Raw genomic sequence first — 16106 nt, 5'->3', positions numbered from 1 at the left:
GCAGGGCGGGAATCCCGACGACCAACAGCAGCATTCCGACGAGCGACCGCACGAACCGCATCCGTTCCGTCTCCTTCGGTGACCGGGTACCCGGCCGACCTTACCGACGAGACCGCCACGATCTGCGCATATCGGTGGGGACGGAAAGCCGCCGGCCCGCCGGAGCGACTCCGACGGGCCGGCGGGCGGAACGGGTCACGCCTTCGGCGTCGCCTCCCGGCGGGTCCGGGCGAACGCCAGTCCACCGAGGAGCAGGCCGGCCAGCCCGGCCACCAGACCGGCGATGGCCAGCCCGGTCGCCGCCCCGTCGGAGTCCTCGTCGTCATCGTCGTCGGCCGCGGCCTGCCCGGCCGGCGCCGCCCCCGGCGTGGCCGAGGCCGAAGCCGAAGCCGGGGCCAGGGTGAGCACCGGCGCCGGGTTCTCCGGCTCCTCGGCGCCCGGCGTCGGCTCCTCGATCCACCGCGCGACGTTGCCGTCGGAGTACGTCTGCAGGGTCTTGAAGACCATCCGGTCGACCTGCGGCAGCGGGCCCATCGAGACCGGGAACTCCTGGAACTGGCCGGGCTTCACCGCCGCGTCGCCGGTGGCCGTCCAGGTCAGCTTCGACACCGCCTCGGTGAGCTGGCTGCCGTGCACCTCGATCGGCGGGTCCACCTTGCGCTTCTCCACCGCCACCGTCCAGCCGGGCACCGGCATGGTGGAGACCGAGCCGACCGGCGCGTTCTCCGGCAGCACCACCTCGACCTTTGTGGTGGAGGCGGTGTCGCTCTCGTTCGGCACCCGGAAGGCGAAGCGGCCGTAGGAACCCTGCGCGGCCTCCCTGGGGTTGACGGTGACGTGCGCCGAGGCGGGCCCGGCGAAGCCGAGCACCGCCGTGGTGACGGCGGCGAGCGCGAGAGCGGCGGCGGTTGCGGGACGCCGGAGACGGATCATCTGTGGGAGAGCCCTTCTGGTTACCTGATCGGCACGGTGGCGGTCACCGTGGCCTGGTCGATGTCGGACGTGCGGGCGGTGACGCGCAGCTGCCACTCGCCGGCGCTCGGGAAGCTGATCTCCCCGGTCACGTGGTTGTCGGTCAGCGGCAGCAGCGGGATGTCGATCGGCTCGATGCCCGCCGACGGCAGCGCGGCGGTCACCTTCCACTCGGCCACCGGCTGCGGCCGGTTGTCCCTGGTGTACGCGTACAGGTGCAGCGAGTTGTTGCCCCGCTCGGCCGGATCCAGCTCCACCTGCAGCGAGTAGATCGGGCTGGTCAGCGTGGTGGAGAAGTAGCCGGCGGGGGCGCCGGCCACGTCATCGGCGGCGACCCGGGCCGGGGTGGTCTGCACCAGGCTGGCCGTCACCCCGAGCACCACCGCGGTGATCGCCAGCTCGGCCCAGATGGCCCGCCGCACCGGCACCGGACGCTGCGCGGCGGTCCGCCGCCGCACCAGCCACCGGGAGTACGCGGCCACCGCCACCACCAGCACGAACAGCCCCACCTTGGCCAGCAGCAGCCGGCCGTACGTGGTGTCGACGAGGGGCCGCACGCCGCCCACCTCGATCAGCCCCTGCACGATCCCGGCGAGCAGCAGCGCCGCCACCGCCAGCGCCGCCCAGCGGGACCAGATCGGCAGGATCGCCCCCAGCTCCCGCTCGTCGGCGCGGCGCAGCAGGAAGACCGCCAGCATCACCAGCCCGCCCAGCCAGACCGCCATGCTGCCCAGGTGCACCGCGTCGACGGCCACCGACACGGCCGGCGCCGGGGAGGCCGCCGGGTGCCCGGCCAGCGGCCAGGTGAACAGCCCCGCCCCGCCCAGCACGGCCAGGATGAGCGCGTCACTACGACCCACCGGGCCGCGGGTCAGCGGGCGCAGCAGGAACGCCGCCGCCGCGAGCAGACCCAGGCGGACCAGGTGCGCGGTGCCGTACGTGCTGCCGAGCATCTCGCTGAAGCCGGCCCCGGTGACGTCGGTCAGCCCACCCCCGGCGGTGTACGGCACCTGCAACCACAGCTCGGCCAGGGTGGCCAGCGCGAGCAGCCCGACTCCCGCCCAGGCGAGCCGGGCCGGGCCCCGGCGGGACAGCCGGTGCGGCCAGAGGGCGACGAGCACCAGCGCCGGACCCACCACCAGCAGCAGGCCCACGTAGCCCAGGTACTTCGCCACCTTGACCGCGTTCTCCACCACCGGGTTCGCCCGGCTCTCCGCCCCCGAGTCGGTGGGGGGCGTCGAGGGCGCGCCGACCGAGTAGGTGAAGGCGCCGGAGACCGGGTGACTGTCGGCGGAGATCACCCGGTAGCTCACCAGGTAGGTGCCGCGCGGCCCGGACGGGTCCACCGGCACGGTCACCAGCGCACCCTCGAAGGTGGGCTCGCCCCGGTCGGCCCGGGAGCCGTCCGGGGCGATCACCCGGATCTTGCCGGTGACCTTGCGCACCGACTCGCTGAAGGTCAGCACCACCTCGGCCGGGGCGCTCGGCACCACGGCCGAGGCGACCGGGCTGCTGCTGGCCAGCACGGCGTGGGCGCTGGCCGGGGCGGCCGGGGCGAGCAGCAGCGCGACGAGGGTGACCAGCAGGCCGGCGGCGGTACCCAGCCGCGCGAACCAACGACGATCGACGACGTTCATGCCGGCCATGCTCGCCGACGCGACGCCCCCGCGCCGACCCGACCCCGTACCGGCGCCGGACCGGTCCGACCCCGGCGGGGCGGCGGCGGGCGGCCCCGGGACGGTCGGCCTCACCCGCGCCCCGCCACGACCGCGCGCGACCAGGGCCGGTCGGCCTCGCCGCTGACCCGGCCGAGCGCCCAGAGCAGGCCGGCCTGCACCACGGCGGCCAGGTGGCCGACCTCGTGCACCACGGCGGTGGTGGAGTTGGCGATGTCGACCACGCTGGTGCCGGCCAGGCAGAGCGCCAGCACCAGCGCCACCGGCAGGAACGCCCGGGCCCGCTCCGGTCGCCAGGCGGCCAGCGCGAAACCCACCGCGAGGGCCACGTCGAAGGAGGCCATCTCCCGGCTGGTGTGCGGGTCGGCGGCCACGCCGAGCCCGGCCAGCAGGATCGGCAGCGCGATGGCGAGCTGGGCCACCGCGGCCACCGCCACCGCGACCCGCAGCACCTGACGACGGGCGGCCCGGACGGCCGCCGGTGAACGCGCGGCCAGCACCGGGTCGGCGGCGACCGCCGCCAGCACCCGGGCCGTCAGGTCCGGCACCTGCACGGAGCGGACCCGGGTGAGCCGGGTCACCTGCTCGGCGCGGGCCAGCCAGGACCGGCAGTCGGGGCAGGAAGCGGTGTGCGCGTCCAGCGCCGCGGCCGGTGCCTGCGGATCCTCGCCGTCCAGCCGCGCCGACAGCGCCACGCGTACGTCGTCGCACTTCATGAGCAGGTAGTCGGGTGGTGGGGCGGGAAAGTTCCCGACGTGGGCCGGGCCATAGAAAGGGCCGAACGACCCTGCTCGCCCCGGGTACGCCGCGTAACCTCGGGTGACGTGATCCCCGCCCCGCGCGACACCACCGCCGGCCGCCCCGACGCGGCACCCGGCACTGCGCGCGACACGGCGACGCACTGGGCGTTGCGCGCCCGCGACGGTGATCCCCCCGCCCAGGCCGCCTTCGTCCGGGCCACCCAGGCCGAGGTGTGGCGGTTCACCGCCGCCCTGGTCGACCCGGACACCGCCGACGACCTCACCCAGGAGACCTACCTGCGGGCGTTCCGGGCGCTGGCCGGCTTCGAGGGGCGCGCCAGCGCGCGTACCTGGCTGCTCGGCATCGCCCGGCGGGCCTGCGCCGACCATCTGCGCACCGTCGTCCGGCGGCGCCGGCTCGACGAGCGGCTCGCCGCCGACGCCCACACCGGCCGCCCGCACCCCGACCCGGCCGGGCACCTCGGCGCCGCCGACCTGGTCCGCCGGCTGCCGGCCGAGCGCCGCGAGGCGTTCGTGCTGACCCAGCTGCTCGGCCTCTCGTACGCCGAGGCGGCCGCCGTGGCCGGGGTGCCCGTCGGCACCATCCGCTCCCGGGTGGCCCGCGCCCGGCACGACCTGGTCGACGCGGTCGGCGACGCGCTGGCCGGCTGAACGGTGGAACCAATCGGCCGGACGCGACGACCAATGATCGTGACCGCACCCCGCATCCGGGCCGCCCGCTGGCCCGCCGTCCGCCCCTGGATCGGCCTGGCCGCCCGGCTCGGCCTGGCCACGGTCTGGCTCGTCGCCGGCGCCGCCAAGGTCGGTGACCTCGCCGCCTCCGGGCGCGCGGTCAACGCGTACCAGCTGCTGCCGTACGACGTGGCCATGGTGGTCGGCGCGGCGCTGCCCTTCGTGGAGCTGGCGCTCGGCGCGATCCTGCTGCTCGGCCTGGCCACCCGGCTCGCCGCCGGCGTCTCCGCCGCGCTGCTGGTGGTCTTCGTCACCGGCATCGTCTCGGCCTGGAGCCGCGGGCTGGCCATCGACTGCGGCTGCTTCGGCAGCGGCGGCCAGCTCGCCGCCGGGCAGGCCCCGAGCTACCTCCCGGAGATCCTCCGGGACCTGGGATTCCTGGCGCTGGCCGGGTTCCTGCTGATCTGGCCCCGCACCCCCGTCTCGGTGGACGGCTGGCTGACGGGCGAACCCGCCGTGGAGGACGACGATGAGTAGCCGCAAGGGGCAGCGCGACGCCGCCCGGGTGGTCCGCGAGCAACTGGCCCGGGAGAGCCGGCGCAGGCGCACGCTCTGGGCGTCCGTCGCCGCGGTGGTCGTGCTGGTGATCGCCGGCCTGATCGGCTGGAGCGTCTGGTCCAGCCAGCGCGCTGACAAGTTCACCGCGCCGCCCGGCGCCAACGACGCCGGCACCGGCATCGTGATCGGCGGCGGCCCGGTCACCATCGACCTCTACGAGGACTACCTCTGCCCGGCCTGCAAGCAGTTCCAGCAGGTCAGCGGCGCCACCGTCGACCAGCTGGTGAAAGACGGCAAGGCCCGGGTGGTCTTCCACCCGGTGGCCTACCTGAACCGCTACTCCACCACGGAATACTCCACCCGCTCGTCGGCCGCCGCCGGCTGCGCCGCCCAGGGCGGCAAGTTCAAGGAGTTCACCGACGCGCTCTTCGCGCGGCAGCCACCGGAGGGCAGCGCCGGGCTCAGCAACGACGAGCTGATCGACATCGGCGCGGGCGTCGGCCTGAACCGGGACGAGTTCGGCTCCTGCGTGAAGGACGGGACGTACAAGCCGTGGACCGAGAAGGTGACCGAGGATGCCAGCAGGTCCGGCGTCACCGGCACGCCGACCATCAAGGTCAACGGCAGGGAGGTCGCCGACCGCACCCCGGCCGGGATCACCGCGGCCGTGGAGGCGGCCGGCAAGTGATCCTCGCCCTGCTCCGCCGGGCCGGCCTGGTCGCCACGGCCGCGCTGCTCACCCTGCTCGCCCTCGCCACGCCGGCCGCCGCGCACGGCGCGGACGCCCCCGACGGCACCGACTACCGCACCGAGGCGACCGGCCTCGCCCCGGCCCGGCCCGGTTTGACGGTACGGGCCGTCGAGGCGGGCGCCCGGCTGGAGCTGGTCAACCGCACCGGCCGGGACGTCGAGGTGATCGGCTACTCGGGTGAGCCGTACCTGCGGGTGGGGCCGGGCGGGGCGTACGAGAACAGCCGCTCCCCGGCGACGTACCTGAACCGGACGCTGGCCGGCGACACCACGCTGCCGCCCGAGGCGGACCCGGCCGCGCCGCCGCAGTGGCGGCGGATCGCCGACGAGCCGCGGGTGCGCTGGCACGACCAGCGGACCCAGTGGCGGGAGTCCGGGCCGCCGGCCCAGGCCGTCGCCGACCCGAACCGGACGCATCGGGTACGCGACTGGGCCGTGCCGGTCCGCGACGGCGGTGAGCAGGTGGCGATCCGGGGCACCCTGGACTGGGTGCCGCCGCCGGACCCGTACCCCTGGTGGGTGGCCGCCACGCTCGGCTTCCTGGCGGTCGCGGCGGCGGGGCTGCTGCCGGCCGGCTCGATCGCCGGGGACCGCGCGCTGCGCGCGGTCGGGGCGCTGCTGGCGCTCGGCGGCGCGGCGGCGGTGGTCCTGGTGGTCGGGCGGGAGCTGGACGCCGGCGCGGAGGGCGTCGGCGGGGTGCTGGGCGGGCTGCTCAGCGGGCAGATCTGGCCACTGCTCACCGGGCTCGGGGCGATCGCCGCGGGCGGCTACGCGCTGGCCCGCCGGCCGGCCGCGGCCGACTTCGCGCTGGCGCTGTCCGGCGCCTGCCTGGCGCTCTTCGCCGGCGTCGCCAACCTCGGCGTCCTCTCCCGCGCGGTCGCCCCCGCCCCCTGGCCGGGGCAGTACGCCCGGCTGCTGCTCCTGGCGGTCCTGGTCGGCGGGGCCGGCGCGGTCGGCGCGGGGATCCTTCGCCTGCACGCCGCCTCCCGCACCGCCCCGGCGGCAACGACCCACACCGAAGTCCCCGCCTGACCGCGCCCGTCCTTCCGGTCCCTGGCCTTGCCCGGCCCGGTCCGCATCTCGCGGCGGGCGCGGCTGCCGGCCGCTGATCGACTCCGGGCGGACGTGAACGCGGGCCGGTCATCGACTCCACGCGGACGTCAACGCCGGCCGGTGATCGACTCCGTTTGCGGCGTGTGGCGGTGTCTCGGCGCGGGGAGGCCGCGACACGCCGCAAACGGAGGCGATCAAGCCGGACCACGCCGGGTGCCCGACTCCCGGTCGGAATCGGGGCGGGGCGTCAGGGGCGGGGCAGGGAGTGCGGGGTGAAGCCGTAGGGCAGTTCGAGCCGGTGCCGGGCCAGGAGGTCGGCGTCGCCGAGGATCTCCGGGGTGGGGGCGTCGGCGACGATGCGGCCGGCGTCCAGGATGACCGCGCGCTCGCAGAGTTCCGCCGCGTACGGCAGGTCGTGGGTCACCATCAGCAGGGTCACCGGCAGGCCGCGCAGGATCTCCGCCAGTTCCCGCCGGGCGGCCGGGTCGAGGTTGGACGAAGGCTCGTCGAGCACCAGGATCTCCGGGCGCATGGCCAGCACGGTGGCCACCGCCACCCGACGCCGCTGGCCGAAGGAGAGGTGGTGCGGGGCGCGGTCGCGGTGCTCGCTCATCTTCACCGCCGCCAGGGCCTCGTCGACCCGCTCGGCCAGCTCCGCCCCGCGCAGCCCCAGGTTCGCCGGACCGAACGCCACGTCCTCGGCCACCGTGGGCAGGAAGAGCTGGTCGTCCGGGTCCTGGAAGACGATGCCCACCCGGCGCCGGACCTCGGCCAGCTCGGCCCGGTCCCGGCTGATCGTGAGCCCGCCGACGCTGACCGTCCCCTCGGTCGGGGTGAGGATGCCGTTGAGGTGCAGCACCAGGGTGGTCTTGCCGGCGCCGTTCGGGCCGAGCAGCGCCACCCGCTCGCCGCGCGGCACCGTCAGGTCCACCCCGTCGAGGGCGAGATGGCCGTCCGGGTACGCGTACCGGACGCCGCGGACGTCCAGGGAGACAGCGGTCTGCACGTACCCGATCATGTCAGGACGACGGCGGTGGCGGCGATGAAGACGGCCGCCAGCGGCACGGTCGCCGCGGCCAGCCACTGCCCGGCGCTCGCCGCGCCCGCGCCCTGCCAGACCGCCGGCATCCGCCCGGAGTAGCCCCGCGACACCATCGCCAGGTAGACCCGCTCGCCGCGCTCGAAGGCGCGCAGGAACAGCGCCCCCACGCCGGCGGCGAAGCCGCGCAGCTGCCACAGGAAGCGCGGGTCGTCACCCCGGGACACCCGGGCCACCCGCATCCGGCGGGCCTCGCCGACCAGCACGTCCAGGTAGCGCAGCATGAACGTGGCGATCTGGGTGAGGATCTGCGGGCAGCGCAGCCGGTCCAGGCCGAGGATCAGGTCACGGGTCGTCGTGGTCCCGGCCAGCAGGAGCGACGCAAGTACGCCCAGGGTGCCCTTGGCGAGGATGTTCCAGCCGCCGTAGAGGCCGTCGACGGAGAGGCTGAGCCCGGCGACGGGCACCCGCTCCCCCGCGCCCAGGAACGGCAGCGCGAACGCGAACAGCACGAACGGCAGCTCGATCGTGGCGCGCAGCAGCAGCCAGCGCAGCCCGACCCGGGCCAGCACGGCGACCCCGGTGACCAGCAGGGCGTACCCGCCGAAGGCCCAGAACGCCTCGCGCGGGGTGGCCACCACGGCGAGCGTGAAGAGCACCATCGTCGCGATCTTGACCTCGGGGGCCAGCCGGTGCACCGGTGAGGCCGCGTCCCGGTAGAGCACGTGCACGTGTCCCGCGCCCATCCGCGTACCCCTGCTCAGCCGGCGGTGCCGGCCGGCTGCCGGTCCTCGCGCGGGGCGTCGTCGGCGTCGTCCGGGCGGGCCGGGCCACGCCGGCGCAGCAGCCAGAAGACGCCACCGCCGACGGCGAAGGTCAGCAGCACGCCGAGCACCCCGGACAGGCCGGTGGAGAGGAAGCCGTTGTCCACTCCCCGGATGCCGTAGTCGGCCAGCGGGCTGTCGGCCAACTCGTGGTCCTTCGCCTGCTGGGCCGGGCAGGAGCCACCGGTGATCTCACCGTCGGCGTCCACCGTGCAGCCCTTGAGCAGGGACGAGTCCAGCCCGTCCGGGTGCGACGAGGCGTAGTTGCTGACCACGCCGGCGAGCAGCAGCGCCACCAGCAGGCCGACGGCCACGAACCCCCAGGAACGCTTCCTCACCGGACACCTCCGACGGCCGGGACGGGCGCCGGCGTCGCCGGCTTCAGGGCGCGCAGCGCGTACACCAGGTCGGGCCGGACCTTGGCGACGGTGACCACGGTGGTCGCGGTGATCAGTCCCTCGCCGACGCCGATCAGCAGGTGGACCGCGGCCAGCGTGCCGGCCAGGCCGGTGATGTTGCCGCCCAGGTCGGTGGTGCCGCCCAGCCAGTACTGGAAGACGAAGCCCTGGGCCGCCACCACCACGCTGAGCAGCGCCGAGACGAACGCGGTCACCCCGAGCCCGGCCGGCGTGCGGGGCAGCACCCGCAGCAGCCCGGCGATCAGCAGGTACGCCGCGGCGGTGCCGAGGATCGCCATGTTGGTGATGTTCAGGCCGAGCATCGCGACGCCGCCGTCGCCGAAGACCAGCGCCTGCACGACCAGCACCACCGCCACGCAGAGCGCGCCCACCCAGGGACCGACCAGCAGCGCGGCGAGCGCGCCGCCGAGCAGGTGGCCGCTCACCCCGGCGGTGAAGATCGGGAAGTTGAGCATCTGGACGGCGAAGATGAAGGCGGCGACCAGGCCGGCCATCGGGGCCAGCCGGTCGTCCAGGTCGCGCCGGCTGCGCAGCACGCAGAAGGTCAGCGCGGCGAGCGCGACGGCCGCGAAGATCCCCGCCACGGGACCGTTGATGATCCCGTTCGAGATGTGCATCGCCAGGGTGTCCACACCGCGCAGCCTATTTGGCAGGCCATGTTGTTGCCAAGACTTGGCAACAAGCCATGGTCTTGATCACCACGCGGCCCGGCGCGCGTCGCCCGACGCCGTCCCGGACGGCGGTAAGGTCGCTGCCATGACCGCGCCCGACCGCCTCAACCCCGGCGACCCCGCCCCCGACTTCACCCTGCCGACCGACACCGGCGAGACGCTCTCCCTGGCCGGCCTGCGCGGCCGTTGGGTCATCCTGTACGCCTACCCGGCCGCGATGACCCCCGGCTGCACCAAGCAGGCCTGCGACTTCCGCGACTCGCTCGCCTCGCTCCAGGCCGCCGGCTACGAGGTCGTCGGCATCTCGCCGGACAAGCCGGAGAAGCTGGCGAAGTTCCGCGAGCGCGACGCCATCACCTTCCCGCTGGTCGCCGACGCCGACAAGGCGGTGCTCACCGCATACGGCGCGTACGGCGAGAAGCAGATGTACGGCCGGACGGTGACCGGGGTGATCCGCTCCACGTTCGTCATCGACCCGGACGGGAAGATCGAGCGGGCCTTCTACAACGTCAAGGCCACCGGGCACGTGGCGAAGCTGCGGCGGGACCTCGGCCTCGACTAAGGTGTCACACCCGGCCGCTACGGTGCGTGCGTGGTCCGATACAAGTACACGCCGGAATGCTGGCGGAGGCGGCGGCGCAGGCCCGGAGCGTCACCGACGTGCTGCGGCTGCTCGGCGTGCGTCTGAGCGGTGGCTCACACGCGCACATCAGCCGGCAACTCAAGCGCTTCGGTATCGATACGTCCCACTTCGCCCAGGTGCACAACAAGGGCGGCCGGGGAATCCGCACGCCCCTGCCGCAGCAGTTGGTCAAGCGTCCCGCCGGCAGCCGGCGGGTTCCCGGCTGGCGCCTCAAGCGGGCGCTGGCGGCCATCGGACTGCCGGAGGAATGCGAGGCCTGCGGTGTCGGCAGCACATGGCAGAACGCACCGCTGACCCTGCACGTCGACCACATCAACGGCGACTTCCTCGACAATCGCGCGCACAACCTGCGGCTACTCTGCCCGAACTGCCACAGCCAGACCGCCACCTACGCCGGCTCCCGCAGGCCGGCTGTGGTCGAGCCGGATGTGGTCTACGATCCGGAGGCTGTGACACCGACCGGCTACCCGATCGGCAGACGCCTTCGCCGTCGGCCGGAATGGCCGTGGAAGCTGACGGTGTACACGGTGAAGGGGCCGTAGCCCAATTTGGCAGGAGGCATACGGTTTAGGTCCGTACCAGTGCGGGTTCGAGTCCCGTCGGCCCTACTCAGCCCTGACGGACGGCAATGGCCGAGGCTGTCAGGAAGCTCACCATCGCGGGCTCACGCCGCGCCTGTTCGTCAGGATTGCCGGCGTGAGTCTGCGCTTCGTCCTCGACCCCGACCTCACCCCTGACCTGCGCGAGCGGATCGTCGACCTCTGGGTCGACGTCACCAACGCCGGCGGCGCGGTCGGCTTCGTCGCCCCGGTCAGCGCCGCCGAGGTCCGTCCGGTCGCCGAGCGGACCCTCGCCGAGATCACCGACGGGCCGGACCGGCTGCTCGTCGGGTACGAGGGCGACCGCCTCGTCGCGGTGCTGGTCTTCGCGGACAACCGGTTCCACCTGAAGACGCACTGGGGCATCCTCAAGCGGGTGATGGTGCACCCGGACACCCAGGGCCGGGGCTACGGCCTCGACCTGATGCGGGAGGCGGCGCGCCGCGCCCCGGAGCTGGGCTGGCGGGCGCTGCACGTGACGGTGCGGGGCGGGCTCGGCCTGGAGACGTTCTACGCCCGGCTCGGCTACCGGGAGATCGGGCGGCTGCCGGGCGCGCTGCGGGTGGCCCCCGGCGACGACCGCGACGAGATCCTCATGTGGCGGGACCTGGAGGAGCCGGCGGGCTGACGGTCAGCCGCCGCACCCGGCCGCACGGGTGGGGCCCACCGGCGCCACCGCCGCGTCGAGCACGGCCGGCGGGGAGGCGGCCGCCGCGAGGCTCGGCGACGCCGACACCGAAGGGGATGCCGACCGGCTGGGGCGCGCCGACGGCGACCGCGCCGGCGTGGTGGCCCTGGCGGGGGCGGCACCGCCGTACATCCTGACCGTGCTGCGCTGGACCTGGCCGGGCGCCATCCGGATGCCGGTGGCGGTGGCGCGGTGGCCGTACACGTCGGTGATCCGGATGGCGTACGGCCCGGGACCGGCGCCGGATTCGATCAGCCAGTAGTTGTAGTCCTGCCGCGCGGCGCCGCGCCAGGCGCCGGAGCTGCCCTGCCGCACCTCGACCGAGCGCAGCGGGTTGCCGTGCTGGCCGACGTGCACGGCGAACCACCACTGCGAGGCGCCCTCCTTGATCCGGAAGGTCAGCGGGCCGGGCAGCGGCGGGTCGACCACCGCGCGGTAGCTGATCCCGACGACGCCCTGCACCGGGTCGGCGATCTCGGCGAACGCCTCCCGGGACAGGTCGAGGTGACCGGGTTCGCACTCCGGGCACTGGTCCATGACCAGCACCCGGACGGTCCCGCGCGGACCGGTGACGTCGAGGAAGCCCCCGCAGGCGGCGCCGGCCGCGTACTCGGACGGGCCAAGGGCGACGTAGCGGTTGTCGGCCGGCGCGGACGGGTAGGAACAGTTACCGCCCGCGCCCTTCGAGTCGTAGAAGGTGGTTTTTCCCTTGTGGACGGTGCCGCCGGCGGGCGGCGCGGCGAGCGCCCGGGGCGCGGCGCAGGCGGGTGCGGCGCCGGAGCGCAGGGCGAGGCTGAGCCCCAGCACGGTGGCGAGCGCCGCGACGCCGCCGGCGGCCAGCCAGCGGGTACGGGCGGAGCGGGGGGCCCGGCGGCGGCCAGCCGTGGGACGGGGGGCGGGGTCGCTGGGAGCGCTGCCGTCGGTCACGCCGGTCGATGTTGCCGGACCGGCACGCCGGGCGACAAGCCGGCTAAGCGAAAGCTAAGCCGGCCGCCCCAACGCCCGGAGCGCCCTCACCAGGCCGCGCCGATGCCGTCGCCGGGATACCAGTGGTCGCGCGGGGTCTCCCGGTAGGCGAGGAAGCGCCGGCCGGTGCGTTCGGCGTGGGCGGCGAGCACGTCGGTGTGGGTGACGTTGTCGGTGAGCAGCATCGCGCCGGGGGCGAGCTTCGGCTCGACCGCCTCGAACTCGCGCTTCTCGTGGGCCCGGCTGTGGTCGCTGTCGTGCAGGAACAGGTCGACGGGCCGGTCCAGGGCGGCGATGGAGGCGATGGAGTCGCCGATGACCAGGTCGACCACGTCGGACCAGGGTGCGGTGCGGGCGAGGTAGCCGGCCTCGGGGTTGATGTCCAGCGAGGTGAGCCGCCCGGGGTGCCCGTCGGCGGCGTTGCGCAGCAGGGCGGCGGCGAGCACGCAACTGCCCAGCCCTTTGTCGACGCCGGTCTCGACGACGTGGCTGGGCCGGGTGGCGCGGACGATGGCGTACCAGCCGACGCGCCGGGCGTACCGGACCTGCTTGTCGGCCAGGCCACGGCGGGCGGCGCCGGCGGTGGCCCGCTCGATGTGGCCGCGCAGCGTGTCGTCGGACTCGATCTCCTCGACGTACGCGCGGACCTGCTTGACGGGCGTGTCGCAGACGACGCTGACGAACCAGGTCAGGTGCTGGCGGCTCAGCTTGGTCAGCTCGTATGTGTAGTTGTGGTGCTCACGGGAGGTGAACAGCCAGCGGGCGGAGGTGCGAATGACCCTGGCGTCGTGCCGGGCGACGCGGCGAAGCCGCTTCGGGAAGGCGGCGACCGGTGCAAGGCGGGTGCGGGCGATGGCCCGGCGAAGCGTCGTTGCGTCCACGCCGAGGTTGTACCAGGTGAAGGTGAAGAGTGGCGAAGAAAGTTTTGGATTCACCGACCGGGTGGTCGGGGCTGACCGTCCGGACGAGGGTCCCCGGCGGCAAAGGTGAGTCAGTAGCATCGCGGACATGTCAGATCGCCAGCAGCTCGCCGACTCCGAACCGCGCTTCTTCGCGTCCGAAGAGGATGTCGACGCCACGGGCCAGCCGTCCGCCCCGGCTCCGCGTCGCCGTCGCGGCCGGCGTATCGCCCTGATCGTGCTGCTGGTGCTCGCGCTGCTGGCCGGCGGCGGTGTCCTCGCGGGCGGGTTGTACTACCGCTCGGTCAACTCCTCCATCGACCGGGTCGACGCGTTCACCGGGGTGCCCGAGGAGTCCCGGCCGCAGGTGGTGGCCAAGGGCGCGATGAACATCATGATCCTGGGCAGCGACTCGCGCGACCCGGAGAACACCGGGGGTTCCCGGACCGACACCCTCATCCTGGCCCACCTGCCGAAGGACCGGTCGAGCGCGCAGCTCATCTCGATCCCGCGGGACACCTGGACCCACGTCCCGCGCGACCAGGGCCGGGGCGGCCGCGACGCCAAGATCAACGCAGCCTACGCGTGGGGTGGCGTGCCGCTGATGGTGCAGACGGTGGAGAAGTTCACCGGGGTCCGCGTCGACCACGTGGCGATGGTCGACTTCGCCGGCTTCAAGGAGATCGTCGACGCGTTGGGCGGGATCGATGTCGACGTGGAAAAAAGCTTCACCTCGATCCACCCCCCGTTCCGCACCTTCAGCCCGGGCCGACAGCGGATGGACGGCGAGGCGGCGCTGGACTACTCGCGGCAGCGCAAGCAGTTCGCCGACGGGGACTTCGCCCGCATCCGGCACCAGCAGCAGGTGATCCGGGCAATCCTGGACAAGGCGGCCTCCGGCGGCATGCTGGCCAACCCCGGCAAGCTGAACTCGTTCGTGAAGGCCACGTCGAACGCGGTGGCGGTGGACAAGTCACTGTCCGTGTTGGACCTGGCGATGGAGCTGCGTGGCCTGCGGAGCGGCAACCTCGCGTTCTTCACCTGCCCGGTGACGGGGACGGGCCGGGTCGGCACCGAGAGCGTCGTGTTCGCGGACAAGCCGAAGGCCAAGACGCTCTTCGACGCGGTCCGCCGCGACTCGGTCCCCGACATCGTGGCTGCCGGAAAGTAGGATTCCGGACTGCCTTGCCGGCTCTGGTGGCGCGGCGGGTTGGTTCGTATCCTTCGATCGCCCCCTGCGTTGCACACCTGGCCAGGGGGTTCTCACGGGGGAAGGATCCACCATGTCACGCCTACCGGTTTTTGGTCACCCTGCTGCGTCCGTATCGGACCTCGACGGAATTTCGCAGCAACCGGCGGCAATGCAGGACGACTGGAGCGGCGGTGCGGGGATCACTGTGGTGATCCCCCCCGTCCAATCGGCGAAGGAGACGCTGGCCGAGGCCGAGACGCGCACCGGTCTCGACACGACCACGGTGCTGCCGTACGCCAGCTCCCGGGCCTCGAAGCGCACGCGCTGGCTCCGCGCCTGGATGATGACGGCGCCCATCGACATCGTCGCGCTGCTCGCGCCGCTGCTGGTGACCCAGAACTACTGGCGCGGGACGCTGGTCAACGCCGGCCTCACGGTGGCCTTCTTCGCGGCCGGCGGGCTCTACCGGCCCCGCCGTCATGTCAGCATCCTGGACGAACTGCCCAGCCTCGGGGGCCGGCTGCTGGCATCCGGCGCCGTGGTGGCCATCATCGCGGCCGAGCGTCACGACTCGGTGCCGTACGTCAGCGGTTTCATGCAGGGCGTGGCGCTCTCCGCCGGTCTGGTGATCATCGGTCGTGCGTTCAGCCGGAGCTTCCTCATCCTCGCGCGTAAGCGTCGGTGGGTGGAGCACAACGCCATCGTCATCGGCAGCGGTCCGGTCGGCGCCGAGCTCGCCCGGCTGCTCCGACGCTACCCGCAGTACGGACTGCGGTTCGTCGGCTGTGTCGACGCCTCGTCGCGGCAGGGTGTCGGGTCGCTCCCACTGATCGGCACCCTCGACGAACTCGAACAACTCACCAGGCTGCTGAACTGCGAGGTCCTGGTCGTCGCGGACCCGGACTGCACGGAGACCACCCTGATGGACACCCTGCTCCGGCCGGTCAGCTCCCGCTGCGACCTCTGGGCGGTGCCTCGCCTCTGGGGCTCCCGGTCGCAGGGCGGCTATCCCGACCACATCGGGGCCATCCCGATCGTCAAGATCGGGGACACCACGCTCACCGGCCCGCGGTGGAAGATCAAGCGGGCCTCGGACGTGCTCTTCGCCGCGCTGGCGTTGATCGTGCTGAGCCCGGTGCTCCTGCTCTGCGCGATCGCGACGTTCCTCGACGGCGGCCGCGGCATCTTCTTCTACCAGGAGCGGATCGGTCGGTACGGCGAACCGTTCAAGGTCATCAAGTTCCGCTCGATGCGCCCGGTCGACGAGCACGAGTCGCAGACGAACTGGTCCATCGCGAACGACCGGCGGGTCGGGCCGATCGGGCGCTTCATGCGCCGGACGTCGCTGGACGAGCTGCCCCAGCTCTGGAACATCCTGCAGGGTGACATGAGCGTGGTGGGGCCGCGGCCGGAGCGGCCGTACTTCGTCGAGAAGTTCTCGGTCGAGTACCCCAACTACGCGATGCGCCATCGGGTCCCCGTCGGTCTCACCGGGCTCGCGCAGGTCAGTGGCCTGCGGGGCGACACGCCGATCTCCGACCGGGCACGGTTCGACAACTTCTACGTCGAGAACTGGTCGCTCTGGCTCGACATCAAGATCGTGCTCCGCACCGTCGCGGAGGTCTTCCGCGGCGGTGGTCGCTGACCCGGCCCCGCCGCGCGTAGTGGACGCGACACCCCCTGCCGCCCGTCCGTCGGGCCGCAGGGGGTTCGCCTGTCTCGTG

The 16106-nt window shown here is 73.7% G+C and carries 18 protein-coding genes and 1 tRNA gene; 10 read left to right on the top strand and 9 right to left on the bottom strand.

The genetic code is table 11. The features are described 5' to 3' along the window. Positions 1 to 195: 195 nt before the first annotated feature. From ACTMS9_RS06360 to ACTMS9_RS06350, 3 genes are all read right to left on the bottom strand, one after another. Entirely contained in the window at positions 196 to 933 is a 738-nt protein-coding gene (locus tag ACTMS9_RS06360) for a YcnI family copper-binding membrane protein (protein WP_441164389.1), read from the bottom strand. A gap of 20 nt (positions 934 to 953) precedes the next feature. Continuing rightward, positions 954 to 2618 (bottom strand): copper resistance CopC/CopD family protein, encoded by a 1665-nt coding sequence (locus tag ACTMS9_RS06355; protein ID WP_441164388.1) that lies wholly within the window; start codon positions 2616 to 2618, stop codon positions 954 to 956. A 101-nt stretch (positions 2619 to 2719) separates the two neighbouring features. Further along, complete coding sequence (locus ACTMS9_RS06350) at positions 2720 to 3364, bottom strand: zf-HC2 domain-containing protein (RefSeq protein ID WP_441164387.1); 645 nt, start codon at positions 3362 to 3364, stop codon at positions 2720 to 2722. A 108-nt stretch (positions 3365 to 3472) separates the two neighbouring features. Here ACTMS9_RS06350 and ACTMS9_RS06345 point away from each other — a divergent pair, with 108 nt between their 5' ends. Genes ACTMS9_RS06345 through ACTMS9_RS06330 form a run of 4 tightly spaced genes read left to right on the top strand, consistent with a single transcriptional unit; the run spans position 3473 to position 6421 of the window. Further along, positions 3473 to 4060, top strand: coding sequence for a sigma-70 family RNA polymerase sigma factor (locus ACTMS9_RS06345; protein WP_441144784.1), 588 nt, complete (start codon positions 3473 to 3475; stop codon positions 4058 to 4060). A gap of 33 nt (positions 4061 to 4093) precedes the next feature. Beyond that, positions 4094 to 4618 (top strand): MauE/DoxX family redox-associated membrane protein, encoded by a 525-nt coding sequence (locus ACTMS9_RS06340; protein WP_441164386.1) that lies wholly within the window; start codon positions 4094 to 4096, stop codon positions 4616 to 4618. Further along, positions 4611 to 5327 (top strand): DsbA family protein, encoded by a 717-nt coding sequence (locus tag ACTMS9_RS06335; protein WP_441164385.1) that lies wholly within the window; start codon positions 4611 to 4613, stop codon positions 5325 to 5327. The genes ACTMS9_RS06340 and ACTMS9_RS06335 overlap by 8 nt, the downstream gene beginning before the upstream one ends. Further along, a complete protein-coding gene (locus ACTMS9_RS06330; protein ID WP_441144790.1) occupies positions 5324 to 6421 on the top strand; it encodes a hypothetical protein in 1098 nt (365 codons plus the stop codon). Before ACTMS9_RS06335 ends, ACTMS9_RS06330 begins: the two co-directional genes overlap by 4 nt. A 268-nt stretch (positions 6422 to 6689) precedes the next feature. On the opposite strand, the gene ACTMS9_RS06325 is transcribed toward ACTMS9_RS06330, so the two are convergent. From ACTMS9_RS06325 to ACTMS9_RS06310, 4 genes are read right to left on the bottom strand one after another with little or no spacing between them, the layout of a single operon-like run. Further along, positions 6690 to 7460 carry an energy-coupling factor ABC transporter ATP-binding protein gene (locus ACTMS9_RS06325; RefSeq protein WP_441144792.1) on the bottom strand — a complete coding sequence of 257 codons (771 nt, stop codon included), beginning with the start codon at positions 7458 to 7460 and terminating at the stop codon, positions 6690 to 6692. Continuing rightward, on the bottom strand, positions 7457 to 8227 hold the full coding sequence (cbiQ, locus tag ACTMS9_RS06320) for a cobalt ECF transporter T component CbiQ (RefSeq protein ID WP_441164384.1): 771 nt from the start codon (positions 8225 to 8227) through the stop codon (positions 7457 to 7459). The genes ACTMS9_RS06325 and cbiQ overlap by 4 nt, the downstream gene beginning before the upstream one ends. Positions 8228 to 8241: 14 nt before the next feature. Further along, positions 8242 to 8643 (bottom strand): PDGLE domain-containing protein, encoded by a 402-nt coding sequence (locus ACTMS9_RS06315; RefSeq protein WP_441164383.1) that lies wholly within the window; start codon positions 8641 to 8643, stop codon positions 8242 to 8244. Further along, complete coding sequence (locus ACTMS9_RS06310; RefSeq protein ID WP_441164382.1) at positions 8640 to 9356, bottom strand: energy-coupling factor ABC transporter permease; 717 nt, start codon at positions 9354 to 9356, stop codon at positions 8640 to 8642. The genes ACTMS9_RS06315 and ACTMS9_RS06310 overlap by 4 nt, the downstream gene beginning before the upstream one ends. A 124-nt stretch (positions 9357 to 9480) precedes the next feature. Here ACTMS9_RS06310 and bcp point away from each other — a divergent pair, with 124 nt between their 5' ends. The 4 genes from bcp (at position 9481) to ACTMS9_RS06290 (ending at position 11265) form a co-directional block, all read left to right on the top strand. Further along, entirely contained in the window at positions 9481 to 9957 is a 477-nt protein-coding gene (gene bcp / locus ACTMS9_RS06305; protein WP_441164381.1) for a thioredoxin-dependent thiol peroxidase, read from the top strand. A 56-nt stretch (positions 9958 to 10013) separates the two neighbouring features. Then, positions 10014 to 10580: an HNH endonuclease signature motif containing protein gene (locus ACTMS9_RS06300; RefSeq protein ID WP_441164380.1), complete on the top strand. Its 567-nt coding sequence runs from the start codon at positions 10014 to 10016 to the stop codon at positions 10578 to 10580. Continuing rightward, positions 10571 to 10646 (top strand) — tRNA-Leu (locus ACTMS9_RS06295). Before ACTMS9_RS06300 ends, ACTMS9_RS06295 begins: the two co-directional genes overlap by 10 nt. An 88-nt stretch (positions 10647 to 10734) precedes the next feature. Further along, positions 10735 to 11265, top strand: a complete 531-nt coding sequence (locus tag ACTMS9_RS06290) for an N-acetyltransferase family protein (RefSeq protein ID WP_441164379.1) — start codon at positions 10735 to 10737, stop codon at positions 11263 to 11265. Between the two features lie 3 nt (positions 11266 to 11268). On the opposite strand, the gene ACTMS9_RS06285 is transcribed toward ACTMS9_RS06290, so the two are convergent. Together ACTMS9_RS06285 and ACTMS9_RS06280 are read right to left on the bottom strand one after the other, a co-directional pair. Further along, positions 11269 to 12252 (bottom strand): expansin EXLX1 family cellulose-binding protein, encoded by a 984-nt coding sequence (locus ACTMS9_RS06285; protein ID WP_441164378.1) that lies wholly within the window; start codon positions 12250 to 12252, stop codon positions 11269 to 11271. An 86-nt stretch (positions 12253 to 12338) separates the two neighbouring features. Then, positions 12339 to 13172 carry a class I SAM-dependent methyltransferase gene (locus tag ACTMS9_RS06280; protein WP_357607952.1) on the bottom strand — a complete coding sequence of 278 codons (834 nt, stop codon included), beginning with the start codon at positions 13170 to 13172 and terminating at the stop codon, positions 12339 to 12341. Positions 13173 to 13299: 127 nt separating this feature from the next. On the opposite strand from ACTMS9_RS06280, the gene ACTMS9_RS06275 reads away from it, so the two are divergent. Together ACTMS9_RS06275 and ACTMS9_RS06270 are read left to right on the top strand one after the other, a co-directional pair. After that, positions 13300 to 14361, top strand: a complete 1062-nt coding sequence (locus ACTMS9_RS06275) for an LCP family protein (protein WP_441164377.1) — start codon at positions 13300 to 13302, stop codon at positions 14359 to 14361. A 229-nt stretch (positions 14362 to 14590) separates the two neighbouring features. Continuing rightward, positions 14591 to 16027, top strand: a complete 1437-nt coding sequence (locus ACTMS9_RS06270) for a sugar transferase (protein WP_441164376.1) — start codon at positions 14591 to 14593, stop codon at positions 16025 to 16027. Positions 16028 to 16106 lie beyond the last annotated feature (79 nt).

Origin of the sequence: Micromonospora sp. L31, assembly GCF_052068075.1 — a bacterium.
Lineage (GTDB): Bacteria > Actinomycetota > Actinomycetes > Mycobacteriales > Micromonosporaceae > Micromonospora > Micromonospora purpureochromogenes.
Note: the sequence above shows the minus strand (reverse complement) of the source record. Positions and strands in the feature narration are given on the sequence as shown.

Coding starts and splice junctions, on each gene's coding strand:
- ACTMS9_RS06360 (WP_441164389.1), bottom strand. CDS start 933: ATGATCCGTCTCCGGCGTCCCGCAACCGCCGCCGCTCTCGCGCTCGCC.
- ACTMS9_RS06355 (WP_441164388.1), bottom strand. CDS start 2,618: ATGGCCGGCATGAACGTCGTCGATCGTCGTTGGTTCGCGCGGCTGGGT.
- ACTMS9_RS06350 (WP_441164387.1), bottom strand. CDS start 3,364: ATGAAGTGCGACGACGTACGCGTGGCGCTGTCGGCGCGGCTGGACGGC.
- ACTMS9_RS06340 (WP_441164386.1), top strand. CDS start 4,094: ATGATCGTGACCGCACCCCGCATCCGGGCCGCCCGCTGGCCCGCCGTC.
- ACTMS9_RS06335 (WP_441164385.1), top strand. CDS start 4,611: ATGAGTAGCCGCAAGGGGCAGCGCGACGCCGCCCGGGTGGTCCGCGAG.
- ACTMS9_RS06325 (WP_441144792.1), bottom strand. CDS start 7,460: ATGATCGGGTACGTGCAGACCGCTGTCTCCCTGGACGTCCGCGGCGTC.
- cbiQ (WP_441164384.1), bottom strand. CDS start 8,227: ATGGGCGCGGGACACGTGCACGTGCTCTACCGGGACGCGGCCTCACCG.
- bcp (WP_441164381.1), top strand. CDS start 9,481: ATGACCGCGCCCGACCGCCTCAACCCCGGCGACCCCGCCCCCGACTTC.
- ACTMS9_RS06300 (WP_441164380.1), top strand. CDS start 10,014: ATGCTGGCGGAGGCGGCGGCGCAGGCCCGGAGCGTCACCGACGTGCTG.
- ACTMS9_RS06275 (WP_441164377.1), top strand. CDS start 13,300: ATGTCAGATCGCCAGCAGCTCGCCGACTCCGAACCGCGCTTCTTCGCG.